This window comes from Aquirufa sp. (assembly GCF_044342065.1).
GTDB lineage: Bacteria > Bacteroidota > Bacteroidia > Cytophagales > Spirosomataceae > Aquirufa.
Genome location: NZ_JBIIQN010000004.1, coordinates 49,382 through 68,192 on the forward strand (window position 1 = coordinate 49,382; position 18,811 = coordinate 68,192).

General features: G+C 42.1%; 13 protein-coding genes. 6 read left to right on the plus strand and 7 right to left on the minus strand.

Going from position 1 to position 18,811, the window contains the following annotated elements; all coding sequences use genetic code 11:
* Positions 1–56: 56 nt before the first annotated feature.
* Positions 57–839: a 16S rRNA (adenine(1518)-N(6)/adenine(1519)-N(6))-dimethyltransferase RsmA gene (gene rsmA / locus ACIQZ2_RS02780; protein ID WP_395767313.1), complete on the minus strand. Its 783-nt coding sequence runs from the start codon at positions 837–839 to the stop codon at positions 57–59.
* Positions 840–913: 74 nt separating this feature from the next.
* On the opposite strand from rsmA, the gene ACIQZ2_RS02785 reads away from it, so the two are divergent.
* The 3 genes from ACIQZ2_RS02785 to ACIQZ2_RS02795 all read left to right on the plus strand — a co-directional run bounded on the left by ACIQZ2_RS02785 (position 914) and on the right by ACIQZ2_RS02795 (position 6,911).
* A complete protein-coding gene (locus ACIQZ2_RS02785) occupies positions 914–4,195 on the plus strand; it encodes a PAS domain S-box protein (RefSeq protein ID WP_395767314.1) in 3,282 nt (1,093 codons plus the stop codon).
* A gap of 67 nt (positions 4,196–4,262) precedes the next feature.
* Positions 4,263–5,294, plus strand: coding sequence for a Clp protease N-terminal domain-containing protein (locus tag ACIQZ2_RS02790; RefSeq protein ID WP_395767315.1), 1,032 nt, complete (start codon positions 4,263–4,265; stop codon positions 5,292–5,294).
* Positions 5,295–5,333: 39 nt separating this feature from the next.
* The gene (locus ACIQZ2_RS02795) at positions 5,334–6,911 is read left to right on the plus strand and encodes an ATP-dependent Clp protease ATP-binding subunit (RefSeq protein ID WP_395767392.1); all 1,578 of its coding nucleotides are present in this window, start codon (positions 5,334–5,336) and stop codon (positions 6,909–6,911) included.
* 207 nt (positions 6,912–7,118) lie between these two features.
* Here ACIQZ2_RS02795 and ACIQZ2_RS02800 read toward each other — a convergent pair whose 3' ends face one another.
* The 4 genes from ACIQZ2_RS02800 to ACIQZ2_RS02815 form a co-directional block, all read right to left on the minus strand.
* Positions 7,119–8,591 (minus strand): aldehyde dehydrogenase (NADP(+)), encoded by a 1,473-nt coding sequence (locus ACIQZ2_RS02800; protein WP_395767316.1) that lies wholly within the window; start codon positions 8,589–8,591, stop codon positions 7,119–7,121.
* Entirely contained in the window at positions 8,588–9,415 is an 828-nt protein-coding gene (locus tag ACIQZ2_RS02805; RefSeq protein ID WP_395767317.1) for a fumarylacetoacetate hydrolase family protein, read from the minus strand. The genes ACIQZ2_RS02800 and ACIQZ2_RS02805 overlap by 4 nt, the downstream gene beginning before the upstream one ends.
* A 103-nt stretch (positions 9,416–9,518) precedes the next feature.
* Positions 9,519–9,977: a hypothetical protein gene (locus tag ACIQZ2_RS02810; RefSeq protein WP_395767318.1), complete on the minus strand. Its 459-nt coding sequence runs from the start codon at positions 9,975–9,977 to the stop codon at positions 9,519–9,521.
* Positions 9,978–10,053: 76 nt separating this feature from the next.
* Positions 10,054–10,647 (minus strand): IMPACT family protein, encoded by a 594-nt coding sequence (locus tag ACIQZ2_RS02815; protein WP_395767319.1) that lies wholly within the window; start codon positions 10,645–10,647, stop codon positions 10,054–10,056.
* Between the two features lie 23 nt (positions 10,648–10,670).
* Between ACIQZ2_RS02815 and ACIQZ2_RS02820 the strand changes: the two genes are divergently transcribed.
* The 3 genes from ACIQZ2_RS02820 (at position 10,671) to rocF (ending at position 15,059) form a co-directional block, all read left to right on the plus strand.
* Entirely contained in the window at positions 10,671–12,233 is a 1,563-nt protein-coding gene (locus tag ACIQZ2_RS02820; RefSeq protein ID WP_395767320.1) for an NFACT RNA binding domain-containing protein, read from the plus strand.
* 82 nt (positions 12,234–12,315) lie between these two features.
* Entirely contained in the window at positions 12,316–13,998 is a 1,683-nt protein-coding gene (locus ACIQZ2_RS02825; protein WP_395767321.1) for a sodium/sugar symporter, read from the plus strand.
* A 113-nt stretch (positions 13,999–14,111) separates the two neighbouring features.
* Positions 14,112–15,059, plus strand: coding sequence for an arginase (gene rocF, locus ACIQZ2_RS02830; protein WP_395767322.1), 948 nt, complete (start codon positions 14,112–14,114; stop codon positions 15,057–15,059).
* Positions 15,060–15,250: 191 nt separating this feature from the next.
* Here rocF and acs read toward each other — a convergent pair whose 3' ends face one another.
* Together acs and ACIQZ2_RS02840 are read right to left on the minus strand one after the other, a co-directional pair.
* Positions 15,251–17,140 (minus strand): acetate--CoA ligase, encoded by a 1,890-nt coding sequence (gene acs / locus ACIQZ2_RS02835; protein ID WP_395767323.1) that lies wholly within the window; start codon positions 17,138–17,140, stop codon positions 15,251–15,253.
* Positions 17,130–18,791, minus strand: a complete 1,662-nt coding sequence (locus ACIQZ2_RS02840) for an MFS transporter (RefSeq protein WP_395767324.1) — start codon at positions 18,789–18,791, stop codon at positions 17,130–17,132. The genes acs and ACIQZ2_RS02840 overlap by 11 nt, the downstream gene beginning before the upstream one ends.
* Positions 18,792–18,811 lie beyond the last annotated feature (20 nt).

Consider the following 18,811-nt stretch of genomic DNA (forward strand, 5'->3'; position numbering starts at 1 on the left):
TGAAGGCGCAATTACGGAAATTTTGCCCAAATTTCGCCCAAGGCAGCGTTAAATTCTTAGGTTCCTAAGTATCCATTGGCTTCCCATAGCAATGTTAAGGTTGTAAACTCATCTACCCCTAATTGTTCTGCACGCTTGGTCAACAAAGGATGATCAGGTAATTGCATGGATCGTAGTGCATTGCGCAATGTCTTACGTCGTTGATTGAATGCCATTTTGACCAAAATCTTGAAATGCTTTGGATCACAGTCTAACGTTTTATTGAAATTTCGAACCAAACGAATGACACCCGAATTAACTTTTGGGGGAGGGGTAAATACCTCAGGACCTAAACTAAATAGATATTCAATATCGTAAAATGCCTGCAATAGGACACTTAAGATACCATAATCCCTGTTGCCAGGTTTTGCTGCCAATCGAACGGCTACTTCTTTTTGTAACATGCCAACGACTTCCACACATTGATCTTTGTATTCCAAAATCCGAAAAAAGATTTGCGTCGAAATGAAATAAGGAAAATTACCCACGATGGCAAATTTCTCTTCACCAAAAATGTTCTCCAAAGGGTAACGCAAAAAGTCCCCATCGATTAATCGTGGACCCGTAAATTCTAAGTAATTCTTGCGCAAATAATCAACAGACTCCTTATCAATTTCGATTAGATAGGTTTCATATGCTGTTTTCTTGACCAAATATTGCGTTAAGACCCCCATTCCAGGACCAATTTCAAGTACTTTTTTGTAATTGGTGTAATCCTGCAAGCCATTCACGATGCGTTGGGCTGCATCCAAATCATTTAAAAAGTGTTGGCCTAAATTCTTTTTTGCTCTTACTTGCACGTGTTCTTGGGGCTTATGGGTACGCAAAATTACGCCCTTTTTTGTACATTTAAGCAAAATTAGGGAATTAAGCCATGGCTGTTTGGGCAAATAAAACAAAGGACGATCTCATTCAAGAAATTCAAGAGCTGAAAAAGCAATTGGATGTGCTTGAAATTAATGATGGTATTGCCTCCGAGGCCACTTCTAAAGAAAGCCTAATTAAGACACTTTCCAACCTGAAGTTATTCGGTATACTGATGGCCCTCGATGGTACTATTGTATTTGCCAATGCTTATACGCATCAATTGCTTAACTATAAAGCAGATGAATTAAATGGCAAAGACTTTTTTACCACACTTTTACCCGAAGGAGAAACTGAAGATCGTCGCGCCTCTTTTCAAAAGGCAATCGCAGCTGGTGGATTATTTGAAGATAGAGAACGAAATTATATTACAAAAACAGGTTCCATGAAATGGGTTGAGGTGGCTTCTACCATCGTTCATGATGCAGATCAAGCTACCTACCTGAGTATCATTGGAGAAGATATAACCGAAAGGAAAAAAGTATCTGAAGCTTTGAGTCGTTCGAATGCCCAACTGCAGGATCTGATAAATAATACCACCGATTTAATTCAAATAACGGGCGTATCTGGTCGTTTTTTATTCGTGAATAGAGCATGGCTAGAAACCATGGGATATACTGAAGAGGAAGCCCGAGACTTGCGCATACAAGATGTGCTGCATCCTGAATTTGCACATATCACACAAGCTCAATTTGATTTATTAAGTAAAGGAGAGGAGTTGCCTGAGTTTACCGCTGTGTTTAGACGAAAAGATGGCCGCCGACTCTATGTTTCTGGTTCAGCAACTTGCCGTTTTGAACGAGGTACACCTACCGCGTACCGCTGTATATTGCATAACTCTACCGCTAAAGTTCGTGCAGAACGTGCAAATAAGCTCTTTTCATCTATTTCACAGGTTGCTATTAATTCGTCCAATTTGGATGATTTATATGTGAATATACATAAGCAATTAGGCGAGGTTATCGACGTTAAGAACTTTTTCATTGCACAATATGATCCTGGCAAAAGTTACTTGTATTTCCCTTATTACATCGATGAATATTTTGATTCACGTGTACATTTTACCAAACGTAAATTGGGAAATGGCTTAACAGAATATGCCATCATGGCTAACCGACCTTTGATATTACATGATGATGATATATATAAGTTAGCCGATGAAAAGAAAATTTACCTATATGGTGTTGTGCCTAAAGTTATGCTCTGTGTGCCACTTCGAATAGGTGATCGGGTGACTGGAATTATTGGAGTTAAGTCTTATGAGCGTGCCAATAAATATGAAAATCGAGATTTAGAATTACTGGATTTTATCTCGAGCCAAGTAGCTGTCGCTATTGCGCGCAAGCAAGCAGAAGAAGCCCTAGCGCATGAAACGGCCCGACTAAATGCTATATTTGAAGGAAGTTCCCACTTGATGTGGTCGGTGAACAAACGCCTCATGTTGACGAGTTTTAATCATGAATACACTGAATTACTCGAGCAAGAGCTACAAATTAAACCCCAACTAAATTTTAGTACCGAAAGGATGGGATTCCAATTAGTGGCACCTAATGAAAGGCGACCCCTAGAGGACAAATATAAATTAGCGTTTCGGGGACAAAAACAACACTTTGAGCTTGAATTAGCTACTAGAAATGGAGAACAAAAATGGTTGGAAATTTACCTCAATCCAATTCAATCGGGTGGGACAATCGGGGAAGTTTCTGGAATTGCCCGTGACATCACGGATTTAAAGAAGTACCAAGCTGAATTAGTGGAGGCACGTGAGCAGGCAGAGCATTCTTTGAAGGTGAAGGAGCAGTTTTTGGCCAACATGTCTCATGAGATTCGTACCCCTATGAATGGGGTGATCGGCATGGTGGATTTATTAAGTGATTCACCTCTGAATGAGGATCAGCATGATTATTTACAAACGATTCGAAAATCTTCCGAAACGCTTTTACATATTCTGAATGACATTTTGGATTTAGCCAAAATTGAAGCAGGAAAAATGGTACTCCATCCAGCCGATTTGGTTATTGAGGATTTGCTTGATCGATTAATGGCCTTGTTTACCCCTATTGCCCATCAGAAAGGGAATAAAGTAAGCTACACGCTTGATAAATCCGTCCCGAAAGTTGTTATTGCTGATGAAACACGCTTGTTACAAATCTTATCCAATTTAACTTCAAACGCCTTGAAGTTTACCGAGAACGGGACCGTGAAGATTTCTGTTTCGACGGTTCAGTTAACTGATTCTCATGTTGACTTGATGGTTCGGGTAACAGACTCTGGAATTGGAATAAGTCACAAAGATTTAAAGAAACTTTTCTCTGCATTCCAGCAATTGGATAATTCAACATCCAAGAATTATGGTGGTACGGGCTTAGGATTAGCTATTTCACGGGAATTCTGTAAAATGATGGATGGAGAAATAGGTGTTGAATCCGAAGAAGGTAAGGGTAGTACCTTTTGGTTCTCAGTTCAATTGCCCATTGGTGACCCGATGAAGATATCAGCCAAGTTAAAGGCTGACCGTTTTGATATATCGGGTACGTTAAAGGAAGTGCATGCGCGAATTTTACTCGTAGATGACAATGCGACTAACCGTAAAGTTGCCTCTCAAATATTGATTAAGGCTGGTTGCGTCGTTGAAACAGCAAAAAGTGGAAAAGAGGCTATCGAATGTTTGTCACATGACCAGGCTTTCGATTTGGTTTTAATGGATATTCAAATGCCTGAAATGGACGGGATGCAAACTACACGACAGTTGAAAGATTCGATTTCGAATTTACCACCTATTGTAGCTATGACAGCATATGCCATGAAAGAAGATCGTGAACGCTTTTTAGCTGCAGGAATGGATGATTATTTGGCCAAACCTATTCGAGCCCAACAACTCATTCAAATTGTGGGGAAATGGGTACATGATGGACACGCTCCTGAGCATGTTTTGGATGATCTTTCAAATGAGGTTGTAGATGAAGAAGTACTGAAGTCGCTTTCGGACGCCGTAGGTGGAGATCCTCTCTTCGTAGGAGGCATGTTAAAAGAATTCATTGAAGAGGCTGAACAGCAAATCGCAAATGCCGAAAAAGCCTATGCTGTAAATGATTGTAAAGGTGTTCAATCTGAATTACATACGTTGAAAGGCAATTCAGGGACTTTAGGAGCCGCTCAGGTGCACCTAATCTGTGAGAAAATAGAATTGAAAGCAAAGGTTTGCGAATTCAGTGAATTTCCCGTTGAGATTGTTTCGTTGAAGATGGCACTTGCTACTTTTAAACAAGTTGTTTCAGACAGATTCGCCTAATACGTGCCATATTGGCTGATTTTTAGTTTTCGAGCACCTTTGTTCACCGACAAATTTTCCGGGTTTTATGCATGGCTATGCAATTGCAGTAGGCGAGTGCAACTATTTTAACCACATGAACCCAAACAACTATACTTCCCAATCGAGTGTCATCATTCAGCAAGCGATGGAAATCGCGCAGGAACGGGGCCAACAGGCCATTGAAACTGGGCATTTGTTGCAAGCAATTTTACAAGATGACACCCAAACTGCCTTATTTCTGCTCAAGAAATTAGGTACTGCGCCTAGCCAAATTCAAAATAGTTTAGGCCCAATTCTCAACAGCTACCCCAAAGTATCTGGTGAACAGCCTTATGTAAGTAATTCCTTACAACAAGCCTTGCAGCGGGCAGATAAATGGAAAGCCGATTTTGGCGATTCGTATGTTAGCGTGGAGCTCTTGTTTTTATCCTTATTGGATGGAAACGATTCTGTGGCCGATGCCCTCAAAAAGCTCGGCCTAACGACCAAAAATTTTAAACAAGCAATCATCGAACTTAGAGGAAATAGAAAAGTGAACGATCCACATGCAGAAAGTACTTACCAGTCTTTGGAAAAATACGGTAAGAATTTAAATGAATTAGCGAAGGCCGGTAAAATTGACCCGGTCATCGGACGAGATGAAGAGATTCGGCGGGTCTTGCAAATACTTTCTCGTCGGACTAAAAATAACCCAATGTTGGTAGGTGAACCTGGTGTGGGTAAAACAGCCATTGTAGAGGGTTTGGCCCAGCGAATCGTTTCCGGTGATGTGCCTGAGAATTTGAAATCCAAAATAATCATGTCACTCGACATGGGTTTATTGGTCGCAGGTGCTAAATACAAAGGAGAATTTGAGGAGCGGCTAAAGGCGGTCATCAAAGAGGTGACGGATTCAGATGGGGAGATTGTCTTATTTATTGACGAGATACATACCTTGATTGGTGCTGGAGGCAGCGGAGAAGGTGCTATGGATGCTGCCAATTTACTAAAGCCCGCTTTAGCTCGAGGAGAATTGCATGCGATAGGTGCTACAACTTTGAAGGAATATCAAAAATACATTGAAAAAGATAAGGCCTGAGAGCGTCGTTTTCAATCCGTGATTGTAGATGAGCCTGATGTGGCTGATGCGATTTCCATCCTTCGTGGGATTAAAGATAAATATGAACTGCACCATGGTGTTCGTATACAGGACGATGCAGTCATTGCAGCCGTTGAATTATCGAGTCGCTACATTTCTGATCGTTTCTTGCCAGATAAAGCCATCGACTTAATGGATGAGGCCGCTGCCAAAATGCGCTTGGAAATTGATTCTGTCCCAGAAGCAATAGACGATATTCAGCGTAAAATCATGTCGTTGGAAATTGAGCGCGAAGCAATTCGCAGGGAAAATAACAAGGAAAAGGAATCAATTCTTAATCGTGAATTGGCTGATTTGTCGGAGAAGCGCGATGCATTAAAGGCTCAATGGCAGTCGGAGAAAAGCGTATTAGACACGATCAGAGCAGAAAAGGAGCAGATAGATAAGTTGAAATTGGAAGCCGATCAAGCCGAGCGTCAAGGTGATTACGGAAAAGTGGCTGAGATTCGCTATGGTCGTTTGGTTGAGTCTGAGCAAAAATTAAAGGATTTACAAGCGAATTCACATGGGGAGAACGGCATGTTGCAAGAAGAGGTGACAGCGGAGAATATCGCTGAGGTGGTAGCGAAGTGGACGGGGATCCCAGTTAGTAAAATGTTGCAGACAGAGATCGAAAAGTTATTACACCTTGAGGATGAATTGCATAAACGTGTTGCGGGACAAGATCAGGCAATTGAATTAGTATCTGATGCGGTACGTCGCTCGCGAGCGGGTTTACAAGATCCACGTAAACCCATCGGTTCTTTCATTTTTTTAGGAACAACCGGAGTAGGAAAGACTGAACTAGCTAAGTCGCTCGCATCTTATCTATTTAATGATGAGAATGCCATTGTGCGGATTGATATGTCGGAATACCAAGAACGCCATGCCGTTTCACGATTAGTGGGTGCGCCTCCGGGATACGTCGGTTATGATGAAGGGGGCCAATTGACCGAGGCTGTCCGTCGTAAACCTTATTCTGTGATACTATTAGATGAGATTGAAAAGGCGCATCCTGATGTTTGGAACATCCTATTGCAGGTATTAGATGAGGGTCGTTTGACCGATAATAAAGGAAGGACGGCGAATTTTAAGAATACGATTATTATCATGACTTCGAATATTGGAAGTCATTTGATTCAAGAGAAATTAGGCCAAATGGAGGGCTGGAACAATGCCATCTTGATGGAGGAGGCGAAGGAAGAAGTGATGGCTTTGTTGAAACAACAAGTACGACCTGAGTTCTTGAACCGCGTGGATGAGATTGTATTGTTTGAGCCGTTAACCGAAGAGCATGCGCGCAAGATATTAACGATTCAATTTAAGGAAGTTCAAAACCGTTTGGCTGAGCAACACATTACCATCGAAGCGACGGAAGAGGCTTTAGCTAAGTTGGCCAAAGAAGGTTTTGATCCTTTGTATGGCGGTCGACCAATGAAACGTGTACTCCAGCGTGTCGTTTTAAATGAATTGTCGAAGTCCATTTTATCGGGTAAGATTCAGCGGGATTCGGCGGTGTTAATGGATGTGGATAAGGAGGGGAATTTGACCTTTGAGAATGTGGAGGTGGAGATATAATAAAAACCCCCAGGCATTCGCCTGGGGGTTTGTTTTTTGTAGAGACGCGATAATTCGCGTCTTTTTTCTTTGGCAAAGCTCAAAGCTTTGCCAAAATTTGAGGCGCTTGCGCCGATTTTTCAGGCTAATTCTTGGGGTTGTAGTGAGGTAGAGACGCGATACTTCGCGTCTTTTTTAATTTAAGACGCGAAGTGTCGCGTCTCTACGTTAAAAATTCTGCCAACAAACCGGTCTCGTGAACCGGTATATAGCTTCGGTTCCTACAGAAGTACTTCGTGCATCTGAAGTCGCTGGAAATGGTCCACTATGGACCATGGCCGGGGAGACTTCAACGCCCGTTGGGAATCCATTCAACAAGATTCTGCCTACTTTTTGGCTTACCTCATCGATGAGTTCATCTAATTGCGCTAAATCACTCTTTTCTGCTTGAATCGTAGCGGTCAGTTGGCCTGGAAGCTTTTCCGTAAACGCAATCATTTCTGCCAAATCTTGGCAAACCACCGCCACAGTACTTGGGCCAAATACCTCTTCCAAAACTTCCGGGTGTGCTAAAGCTTCGCGAACGGTTGTACTAAATAAACTAGGTGCCGGATTCTCAGAAGCGGTTAATCGTTGGGTAGCCGAATGATGATTCAAGGTATTAAAGCCATGTTCAAATGCTTTTTTTATGCCAGATGTCAGGAATGTGCCTAAGGGCATTTGATCTAATTTGGTAGCTAAAGATGTTAAAAATCCACGGTCTTTTTCTAGGATAACAATTAAACCGGGATTGGTGCAAAATTGGCCTACCCCCATGCAAATGGATTGGCTAAATGCATCAGCTAGTGCCTCACCTTGTGTCGCTAGGCGATCGCTGAATAAGTAAACGGGGTTGATGGAGCCCATTTCTGCATAAACGGGAATGGGTATTTCGCGTCGAACGGCTAAATCGAAAAGTGCTTTTCCTCCTCGGTATGAACCTGTAAATGCGACTGCTTTTGCTAGGGGGTGTGTCACCAAATACCCACCAATTTCATGTCCTTGTGCTTGAAGAAGTGAGAAGGTGCCATCGGGCATACCGGTTTTTTGGGCAGCTTGCTGAATCGCTTGGCCTACCATTTCACTCGTATTGGGATGTGCTGGATGACCTTTAAATACGACGGGACATCCTGCGGCTAATGCTGATAGGGTATCGCCACCCGCAACTGAAAATGCTAGGGGAAAATTACTTGCCCCAAAAACAACAGTTGGCCCAAGTGGAATTTGTTTTTGAACTAACCGAGGTTTAGGAAGCGGTTGGCGTTCTGGCATCGCTTCATCCACGATTTCTCTTTTCCACGAGGGGTTTGAGATAAAGTTGGCAAAGGCTTGAATTTGCCCAATGGTCCGACCGCGTTCACCTGTGATTCGCGCTTCAGGGAGGCCAGATTCAGCGCAAGCTGTTTTGATTAAATCATCACCAATGGCCAAAATTTCTTCGGCAATAGCATTGAGAAATTTAGCTCTTTCAGCGTCCGAAAGATTTCGATAAACCTTAAATGCTGCGGAAGCTTTTAATAAGGCTTCTTGAGCTTCGTCGGCTGTTGCTTCAATAAATTCCTGTGTTAAAACCTCAGCTGTAGCAGCTTGTACGCCTTGAAAAATTCGGTGTCCGGCTGCTTTTGTTTGAAAGCCAATAATCTGTTTTCCTGTTAAGTTCATGCTTGTACGGTTTGAATCAGCGTTCCGATGGGTTCAATTTGAATGTGTATTTCGTCATTTGCTTGTAAGGTAAATGGCGGATCAGGAACGATGCAGGTTCCCGTCATGAGGTAAGCGCCTTGTGGAAAACTCATTTCTCGGGTTAAGTATTCGCGTAGTTCTTCGTGGCTTCGCTTCATTTGCGATATGTGTGTTTCTCCCTGAAAGACTTCTTGTGATGATCGGTAAATGCGCATGGAAATGACCGTATCAGGAGCTAGAGGCTTATCAGTCACCAACAAACATGGTCCAATTCCCGCGGAGGCGTCGTACACTTTAGCTTGGGGTAGGTAGAGTGGATTTTCACCTTCGATGTCGCGGGAGCTCATGTCATTGCCGATGAGGTATCCAGCGATTTGGTGTTGTTTATTGATGAATAGCGTTAATTCGGGTTCGGGTACATTCCAGGCTGAATCTTTACGAATGCGCACATGGCCGTTTTGGCCTACTGCACGCAGTTTATTGCCTTTGTAGAAAATTTCAGGTCTTTCAGCATCATAAACTTTATCGTAAAAGGTGTCGCCACCGGATTCTTTAGACTCTTCCATGCGGGCCACTTTGCTTCGTAAATAGGTTACGCCTGCTGCCCATATTTCTTGTGAATCTATGGGTATGTGCATTTTTTCGTGGTTTATGGATCCAAAAACTTGTTTATCGCAAAATTGAAATAAGTTCTCCTGATTGATGAAATCATCCCAGTTTACGGCTAATGTCGAGCTAAACTCGCCTTGAAGATTTTCGATTTGTACACCCGATTCGACGCGGTAGATTTTATAATAGTTCATAGGTTTAAATGCATGTATGATGCTAAAACAAATCTACAGAATGATTTTGTAAAATGAGAACGCTTGGCGGTGTCTTTTAAATGTTTATTATTAATAAATCTGATTAGATAGGGAACTCATGATATACCCAAAATGGCGTACAGTCAAAAGTATGTACAATGTCGTCAGGTAAAGGAATGGGCCCAAACCAAGTGAGCACTTTACCTGTTCCATCAAATTTAATCCATTGCCTGATTACGACCTTATGTTGGTATTTCTTCATTTCAAATCCATTGATGGCGTACGATAAACGCCAATCCTGCCATTGATGCATGCCAACAATCTTTTTGTCACCCACTTTCATTTGTTTTAATTTTCTTTGAACAACGGGAGAGGTTCGGATGTAATCACTTTGAAGATGTAGTGTTTCTCCATTTCCGAAGCAATAGTGTTTCAAAATGGTTGAAGCTTCAGGGAAAATGATGGCTCCAACAACAATCATCCCCAATACGATTATCTTTTTAATGTATAGGGTAAAAGCAATTAAACATATCAATATAGGCAACCAAACGTATTTTTTCATGAATTTTCTATTTCTGACTTTTGGAAATTAAACGAACAAGTAGCGCCTGATATTGCCTGCTACATCATGAATCAAATCAATACGTTTCTACTGATTTTTCAAAAGCTGCTTGGATTTCGGAAGCAATTCGATGTGGAAAACTTAATTTATACCAACAGTCAATATTGACCTCCTGCTCCACAATCTGAATCGGATATTTTTTGATCACCTTCATAACTTCATTCATCTGAGCATAGCTAAATCGAATCTCTAAGTTATCCATAGGTTCGATTTCAATGATATCGGATGCCGCGAAGGCCTCCAAGCTAGCCTCTTTATATGCTTGTATCAAACCTGGCACTCCGAGTAAAGTGCCACCAAAATAGCGTACAACAGCCACGAGCGTAAAATGGACATTTAGAGAAAGAATGGTATTTAATATCGGTTTTCCCGCACTTCTAGCAGGTTCGCCATCATCGTTTGAGCGGGCTTCCTCAGGACTAAATCCCAGTCGGTACGCATAACAGATATGTCGGGCCTTCGGATGCAATTCTTTTAAAGAATTTATCTGCTCCTTGATATCTTCAAGATCTTTCACAGGAAATACATACCCGATGAACTTACTTCCTTTATCTTTGTAGAGTCCCTCGGCAGGTTGTGCAATGGAAAGATAGGAATCAGGAAGGGACATGGTCAAAATTTAAAATTCAATTTATGCATAACAATCATTTTTTCCTACGAATTCTTGCTCGGGAGCTTCGTCAAATCTTGACCTATGCGCGTCTGAAGCAATGTTTTTCGCAGGAAAAAGATGAGTTGGTCATTGGTTTCGAACGTCAAAATGGGCAAGACTTGTGGATAAAATGTAGTTTTGGCTCACAGTTTTCCAGTTTGCAATTTCCTGATGATTTCCGTCGGGCCGGTCGAAATTCCGTGGATTTGTTTTCGGATCTCCTCTTACATGAAGTTCAAGATGTTCGTGTTTTCGAAAATGAGCGGGCCATTGGGATGTATTTTTTAGGAGAGCAAGTATTGGTCTTTAAATTGTTTGGGAATCGATCGAATGTGATTTTGTTTCAAGCTGGGGAGCATTGTTCCCAATTTCAGAAACGCCTAGGGAAAGATTTTGCCATACAATTGGATCAATTAGATCGAAAGTTGGATCAGCGTTTTGAAGCCTTCCAACAAGCCGACGGGGATTGGATGACATTATATCCAACTCTTGGAAAAGAGGGAGGCGTATATTTGAATAGTTTAGGCTATTCGAAGCAATCAGTATCAGGTCAATGGGCCTTGTTACAGCAAACAATGGAGTTGCTTCATGAACCTCAATTTACAATTATAGAAACGGAAAAAGGAATTGCCCTGTCGCTTTTTCCTGTTGCTGGAGAGGTCTTGTATCAAACCAAAGATGTGTTTGATGCCCTAAATCAATTTTATTCGCTACATTATTCAGTAGGGGAGTTTAGGAGGGAGAAGTCATTACTACGGGAAACATTGGGAAAATTACACCTCAAGGCGATTCATTATTTAGAATCACTTGAAAAGCAGCAAGTTAATCGCGATGCGAGCTTAGCTTATGAGGAAAAGGGTAATATATTGATGGCTTTTTTACATCTTATTCCTGCAGGTGCGAACGCGGTAGTGCTTGACAATTTTTATCAGGGTGGAACGGTCAGTATTAAGTTGAATGCCCAATTATCTGGCCCTGAAAATGCCGAAAATTATTATCGCAAGGCAAAGAATTTTTCGAAAGAAATTGCGCAATGGGAGTCCAATGTTGCACGGAAAAAAGCTGAAATTATTGAACTAGGTGAGCAATTGAAAGCGGTCGAAGCGGCTCAGGTTCGCCGAGAATTAAAGCCTTTCTTGCAATATCTTCAAGTACAGCAGTCGACCAAGCAATCTGCTGAGGAATTGCCCTTTAAACAATTTATTACGGGTGGTTGGACGATTTGGGTGGGGAAAAATGCCAAAAACAATGACCTGCTAACGCTTAAATATGCGAAGAAATTTGATATTTGGTTGCATGCACGAGATGTTTCGGGATCCCATGTAATCATTCGAAATCCCCAACAGCGTACCGTCCCCAAACATGTTATCGAGAAGGCAGCCGAATTAGCTGCGCATTTTTCAAAGCGGGCTAATGAATCATTATGCCCTGTCATTGTTACAGCAAAAAAATACGTTCGCAAGACGAAGGATCTTTTGCCGGGTCAGGTCATTGTGGACCGAGAGGAAGAAGTGGTGCTTGTCCGACCAACGTATTGGGAATAGCATAATTCCGCCTATTCCTTTTCTTTTCTGCTGAAATACCCTATTTTCGTAACTGATTACCAAAAAACTAAACCCTCAATTTATGCAATCACATAGTTTACATCAGCTCGATTACTTAGTCTTTTTGTTTTATTTTATTGTGGTTTCAGGCTACGGTTATTGGATTTATAACAAGAAAAAGTCGAAAATCACAGATTCAAATGATTTCTTTTTGGCTGAGGGTTCATTAACCTGGTGGGCGATTGGAGCTTCTTTAATTGCCTCTAATATATCAGCTGAGCAGTTTATTGGAACTTCGGGTGATGGTTTCCAAATGGGTTTAGCCATTGCTACCTACGAATGGATGGCTGCTGCTACGCTTTTGATTGTGGCAATTTTCTTTATGCCCATCTATTTAAAGAATAAGATTTTTACCATGCCGCAGTTTTTAAATCGGCGCTATAATTCAACGGTGAGTTTAATCATGGCCGTTTTTTGGCTGTTATTATACATCGCAGTTAATTTAACTTCTATTTTGTATTTAGGTGCTTTGGCAGTATCCACGATATCAGGATTAGACTTTACCATGTGCATGATTGCCATGTCGGTTTTTGCGATTGTCATTACGCTCGGTGGTATGAAGGTAATTGGATACACAGATGTAATTCAGGTGATTTTCTTGGTATTGGGAGGTTTGGTGACCTCTTACTTAGCATTGGATATGGTTTCTGACCAATTTAATGGTGATGGCGTAATAAGTGGGTTAAATATTTTAATGACCAAAGCACCGGATCATTTTCACATGATATTCGATAAAGACAATGCAAATTATCCATCATTGCCAGGTTTAGCGGTGTTAATTGGTGGTATGTGGATTGTTAATTTGAACTATTGGGGATGTAATCAATACATCACACAAAGAGCACTAGGAGCTGATTTACCAACTGCGCGTAATGGTATCTTGTTTGCAGCTTTCTTAAAAATGATGATGCCCATTATCGTGGTTTTGCCAGGTATCGCCGCTTATTTATTGTTTAAAGAAGGTACAGATGCAAATTTTCATGCGGCAATGATGAAGGATGGCCTTGTTAGTAAAGATAATGCTTACCCTGTTTTGTTAAACTTATTGCCTATTGGCCTGAAAGGTTTATCCTTTGCCGCATTAACAGCGGCAGTAGTCGCTTCGATGGCGGGTAAAGCGAATTCGATTTCAACAATTTTCACGTTGGATATCTACAAGAACTACATTAATCCAAATGCAACTGAGAAGCAATTGGTTTTGATTGGGCGTATTGCGGTTGTTGCAGCTACTGTTATTGCGGTTTTGATTGCTCCATTTATGGGTATTGATAAGAAAGGCGGATTCCAGTTCATTCAGGAATATACGGGGTATTTTTCACCGGGTATATTTGCCTTATTTATTATGGGATTCTTTTGGAAGCGTACGACGTCAAAAGCTGCTTTATTCGCATTATTGGGTGGGGTATCGTTCTCCATTATTTCCAAATACATTCCTACATGGACTGGAGTCACAGATAGTATTTTCTATAGTTCATTCCAAGATGCGGATGGCATGTATGTGATTCCGTTTATTGATCGAATGGGATGGGTATTTGCATTCTGTATTACGTCGATGGTTGCCATTTCATTACTAGATCCTGAGTCGAAGAACAATCCAAAAGGATTGGAAATCGATGCCTCGATGTTCAAATTGACTCCTTCTTTCATCGTGGGATCTGTGATCATCGTGATGATGCTTTTAGGCTTGTATACGTATTTTTGGTAGACTAAATTTGTAAAGGCGTTTAACTGATTATGCTTCGGTGTGATTTTTTAAACGCCTTTTTATTTGCCTAAGTTTTTCTAATAAGTCGTCAATTTTAAAAATATATCGTTCCATTGGAAATTAAATTAATCAAGAATCGATCGGATATCGGAGCCGGAACGAGAGGTTCTGACATGGGGATCGATGCCTTAGAAATTGCGGCAATCAATGCCGATGATGATTTTTTTCATCGCCACGTGCATGAAGATGTTCAGACGCATAACGAAACGATTTACCAAAAAAACACCAACTGCTTTGCCAAACGGATTGAGCATGTAGTCCAACAATGCGAGCGTGTTTGTTCGGTTGTTTCCAAGAACCTGCAGCAAACTTATTTTCCCATTGTGTTGTCGGGCGATCATTCATCTGCATTAGGTGTGATTAGTGGTATTAAAAAAGCGTTTCCGGATAAAAAATTGGGTGTTGTTTGGATTGACGCACATGCCGACTTACACTCTCCGTTTACATCTCCTTCAGGAAATATACATGGCATGCCGTTAGCCGCCGCTATGCAACTAGATAATTTACCGTGTGCGGTAAATGAGGTTTCAAATGATACGGTTGATTCTTGGAATCAATTAAAAAATATAGGCATAGCGCAACCTAAATTATCAAGTGAGCACTTGGTGTATTTTGGCTTACGGGATTTTGAAGCTGCTGAGGAGCATCTCATTAATCAATTCGGCATATTACATTACCGAGTAGAACAAATTCGTGCCGCGGGATTAACCCATTGTGTGCAAGAGGCTATCGATCGCTTACAAGACGCGGATATAATCTTTGTTTCATTTGATGTTGATTCGCTTGACTGTGACCAAATTTCATACGGGACCGGTACGCCCGTGAAGTCAGGATTTAAGCCAGATGAAGTCCTAAACATTCTTGAATTGGTTTTCGCAACCGGAAAGGTTGTCTGCCTTGAAGTTGCCGAGATTAATCCTTTGCTTGATAACAAAGGGAATAAGATGGCAGAGACAGCCTTTGGGATATTAAGACAGTTGGAGAAAAAGATTGTACAGTAGGCAGTGGGCAGTAGTCAGTGGTAAGTCGCTAGTCATTAGTCTAAAGTCCGGCGTCTAACGTCTAACGTCCAACGTCCAACGTCTAGCGTCCAAAGTCTAACGTCCAACGTCTAACGTCCAACGTCCATCGTCCAGCGTCTAACGTCCATCGTCTAACGTCCAGCGTCCAACGTCTAACGTCCAGCGTCTATTTAAAGAGCTCCTTTAATAATCGAATCAACCACACTTGGATCTAACAAGGTCGAGGTATCTCCCAAACTTCCAAATTCCCCTTCGGCAACTTTCCGCAAAATACGACGCATAATTTTGCCTGAGCGGGTTTTAGGTAAACCCGTCACAAACTGAATTTTATCTGGTTTGGCAATGGGCCCAATCACTCGGGCAACGGTAGCCAAAATATCCTTGCGGGTTAATTCATCATTGATGGTAGGGTGCTCACAGATGACATAGGCATAAATGCCTTGTCCTTTGACATCATGCGGATATCCCACAACAGCCGATTCAATTACGCCTGTATGCATGTTGATGGCATTCTCAACTTCAGCTGTTCCTATCCGGTGTCCTGAAATATTCATGACGTCATCGACGCGTCCAGTAATCCGGTAATACCCGTCCTCATCACGCATACAGCCATCCCCTGTAAAATACAATCCTGGATAGGTCGAGAAATACGTTGATTTGCATCGTTCGTGATCGCCATAAGTGGTGCGAATGATCGATGGCCATGGATATTTGATACACAAGTTTCCATTCACGCCATTGCCTTCAATTTCTTTTCCGTTTTCGTCTACCAGAATGGGTTGAACTCCAGGTAGGGGCAGCGTAGCGAATGCTGGCTTTAATGGGGTAATTCCGGCGATTGGCGAGATCATTAAACCACCTGTTTCGGTTTGCCACCAGGTATCGACGATTGGGCAATTGCCTTTTCCGATTTTATCATTGTACCATTGCCATGCTTCCACGTTGATGGGTTCGCCCACAGATCCAAGCACACGAAGTGAACTCAAATCTTTTCCTGCTAAGAACTCATCGCCAAAGCCCATCAACGAACGTATCGCCGTAGGAGCCGTGTAGAAAATATTGACTTGGTGTCTTTTGATAATATCCCAGAAACGTCCCGCGTCTGGGTATGTCGGGATGCCTTCAAACAATACCGAAATAGCACCATTTAATAAGGGGCCGTATACCAAATAGGAGTGACCTGTGATCCAACCGATATCCGCGGTGCAGAAAAACACATCGCCTGGATTATATTGGAAAACATTGGCAAACGTATAAGCCGTGTAAACCATATAGCCACCGCAGGTATGAACAACCCCTTTGGGTTTACCAGTAGAGCCGGAAGTATAGAGAATAAACAAGGGATCTTCGGCATTCATAGCCTCCGGAGCACAAACTGCAGAAGCTTCAGCTTCTTCCTCTTCCCACCACAAATCACGTCCTTTCAACATGGATACCGGTGTTTTTGTGCGCGTTTTAACGATTACTGTTTCCACACATGGACACGAAAGCAAGGCGTCATCCACCGTTTCCTTCATCGGAATGGTTTTATTTCCACGTACAGCGCCATCCGTTGTGATTACTAGTTTACATTGGGAATCGTTAATCCGATCTGAAATGGATTGTGCTGAAAAACCGCCAAAAACCACCGAGTGAATAGCACCGATTCGCGCGCAAGCCAAAACGGCTATGGCTAATTCCGGAATCATGGGCATGTAAATACATACACGATCTCCTTTGCCTACACCTTGCGCTTTTAAAACATTACTGAATTTGCAAACGCGCGCATGGAGTTGGCGATAGGTCAACGTAATCGCCTCGTCCTCCGGTTCATTGGGTTCATATACGATTGCCGCTTGATCTGGAATCGTATTTAAGTGACGATCTAGCGCGTTTGCGGTAATATTCATTTGGCCGTCTTCAAACCATTTGACCGAATAGTCGTCAAAACTCCAATCTAAAACTTTGGTAAATGGCTTAATCCAATCAAACTCATTGGCAATTTCAGCCCAAAATTGTTCAGGTTTTTCTACACTTAGGGAATACGCTTCATGGTATTCTTGTAAACTTTTAATTCTCATGTTTTTTTTGGTCAAACTCTCCGGTCAAGGCAAAGTATCCGAATAGGGACATACCGATGCTGATGAAAGGAGCTAAAATAAACGTATAAATAATGGCTGGGACTAGGTCATTTCCACCTTTTTCCCACAAGGGTAATGCTTGGAAATAAACCAAATATAAGCCGGTTGATATGCCAAGAATTATCCAAACGATTCCTAACAATCTTTTTAAGCCATTGAGCTGGTATGTCTTTTTGATTTTAACATCCTGCATGTAGACCAAACCGATGATCAAACAAACGGAAATCATGGCGATCGGATAGTTCAATCCTTCCAAATAAGGTTTCGCTATGGTCGAATCGTTCGTTGCCGTAGTGACTAAAAATGTGGCGATGGCCGGCATTAATCCGCCAAAAATTCCATTACCAATGTGGTACGGAAAGGACATGGAAGTATACCTGATTTTGATCGGGAAAAGCTCAACCAAAAATGCGGCAATCGGTCCGTAGGCCATGCTGACAAAGATAATCAAGCAGAAAATCAAGCCGATCATTTTCCATTGCGATGAAGCGGGAATATGGATGGTAGGACCTTTGTCGGTCGTTGTTTCAACTGTGCCATCCGTAAAAGTCCTGATGGTTTTACCTTGTTCATATTTGATGGATTCCGCTACTTCTGTTTTTTGTTTCGTATCCACAAGGTCATACATCGTCGAAAATATCGGTCGGTAAAGGAATAGGGCAAGGGCCATGCCGGCCAACATGATTCCTTTTCTGCCCCATTTGTCCGATAAGGCACCAAATAGTACAAATAGGGGAGTTCCCGCGAGTAAGCCGATGACCAAAATCAGGTTTGTTTGGGTTTCTTCGAGATGGCAAATTTTCAACAAGAATGTTTGGGCGTAAAATTGGCCTGTATACCACACCAAACCTTGTCCCATCGTGGCTCCAAACAAGGCAAGTAACACGAATTTTAAATTTAATTTATTGCCAAAGGATTCTTTCAAGGGGTTTTTTGCGACATTTCCGCTCTTTTTGGCTTCTTCAAAAAGGGGCGACTCCGACATGTTTTTACGGACGATTATTGAACCGATGACCATGACAATGGAGATGAGGAAGGGGATGCGCCAACCGTAATTGTCGAATTCTTCGGCAGATAAGAGGCTACGCGTCAACATGATTACCCCCAATGAAATAATCAGTCCGAGTGTAGCTGTGGTTTGAATCCAGGACGTATAAAAGCCTCTCTGATGCTCCGGTGAGTGTTCCGCGACGTAGGTGGCCGCTCCGCCGTATTCTCCACCAAGCGCTAATCCTTGTAATAAGCGGAGAATTAAAACGAGAATAGGAGCTAGGGCACCAATGCTCTGGTAGGAGGGAATTAAGCCTATGGCAAATGTCGCGCCGCCCATGAGCATGAGTGTCACCATAAAGGTGTATTTACGCCCAATGACGTCCCCAATCTTACCGAAAAAAAGTGCACCAAAAGGTCGTACAACAAAGCCTGCTGCAAAAGTTGCCAAGGTGTTTAAAAAAGCAGCCGTGGGGTTATCGGTGGGAAAAAACTTAGTTGACAAGACCGTCGCCAAACTACCAAATATGTAAAAGTCGTACCATTCTATCAACGTACCTACGGACGAGGCGCCGATGATGTAACTTAATTTTTTATTCACAGGTTTAGAATTTTAAACGA

Bases quoted from the DNA above. Each gene is read 5' to 3' on its own strand.
- acs (WP_395767323.1), bottom strand. From the start codon at position 17,140: ATGAGAATTAAAAGTTTACAAGAATACCATGAAGCGTATTCCCTAAGT.
- ACIQZ2_RS02820 (WP_395767320.1), top strand. From the start codon at position 10,671: ATGCATAACAATCATTTTTTCCTACGAATTCTTGCTCGGGAGCTTCGT.
- ACIQZ2_RS02810 (WP_395767318.1), bottom strand. From the start codon at position 9,977: ATGAAAAAATACGTTTGGTTGCCTATATTGATATGTTTAATTGCTTTT.
- ACIQZ2_RS02805 (WP_395767317.1), bottom strand. From the start codon at position 9,415: ATGAACTATTATAAAATCTACCGCGTCGAATCGGGTGTACAAATCGAA.
- ACIQZ2_RS02790 (WP_395767315.1), top strand. From the start codon at position 4,263: ATGCATGGCTATGCAATTGCAGTAGGCGAGTGCAACTATTTTAACCAC.
- ACIQZ2_RS02785 (WP_395767314.1), top strand. From the start codon at position 914: ATGGCTGTTTGGGCAAATAAAACAAAGGACGATCTCATTCAAGAAATT.
- ACIQZ2_RS02800 (WP_395767316.1), bottom strand. From the start codon at position 8,591: ATGAACTTAACAGGAAAACAGATTATTGGCTTTCAAACAAAAGCAGCC.
- ACIQZ2_RS02825 (WP_395767321.1), top strand. From the start codon at position 12,316: ATGCAATCACATAGTTTACATCAGCTCGATTACTTAGTCTTTTTGTTT.
- ACIQZ2_RS02815 (WP_395767319.1), bottom strand. From the start codon at position 10,647: ATGTCCCTTCCTGATTCCTATCTTTCCATTGCACAACCTGCCGAGGGA.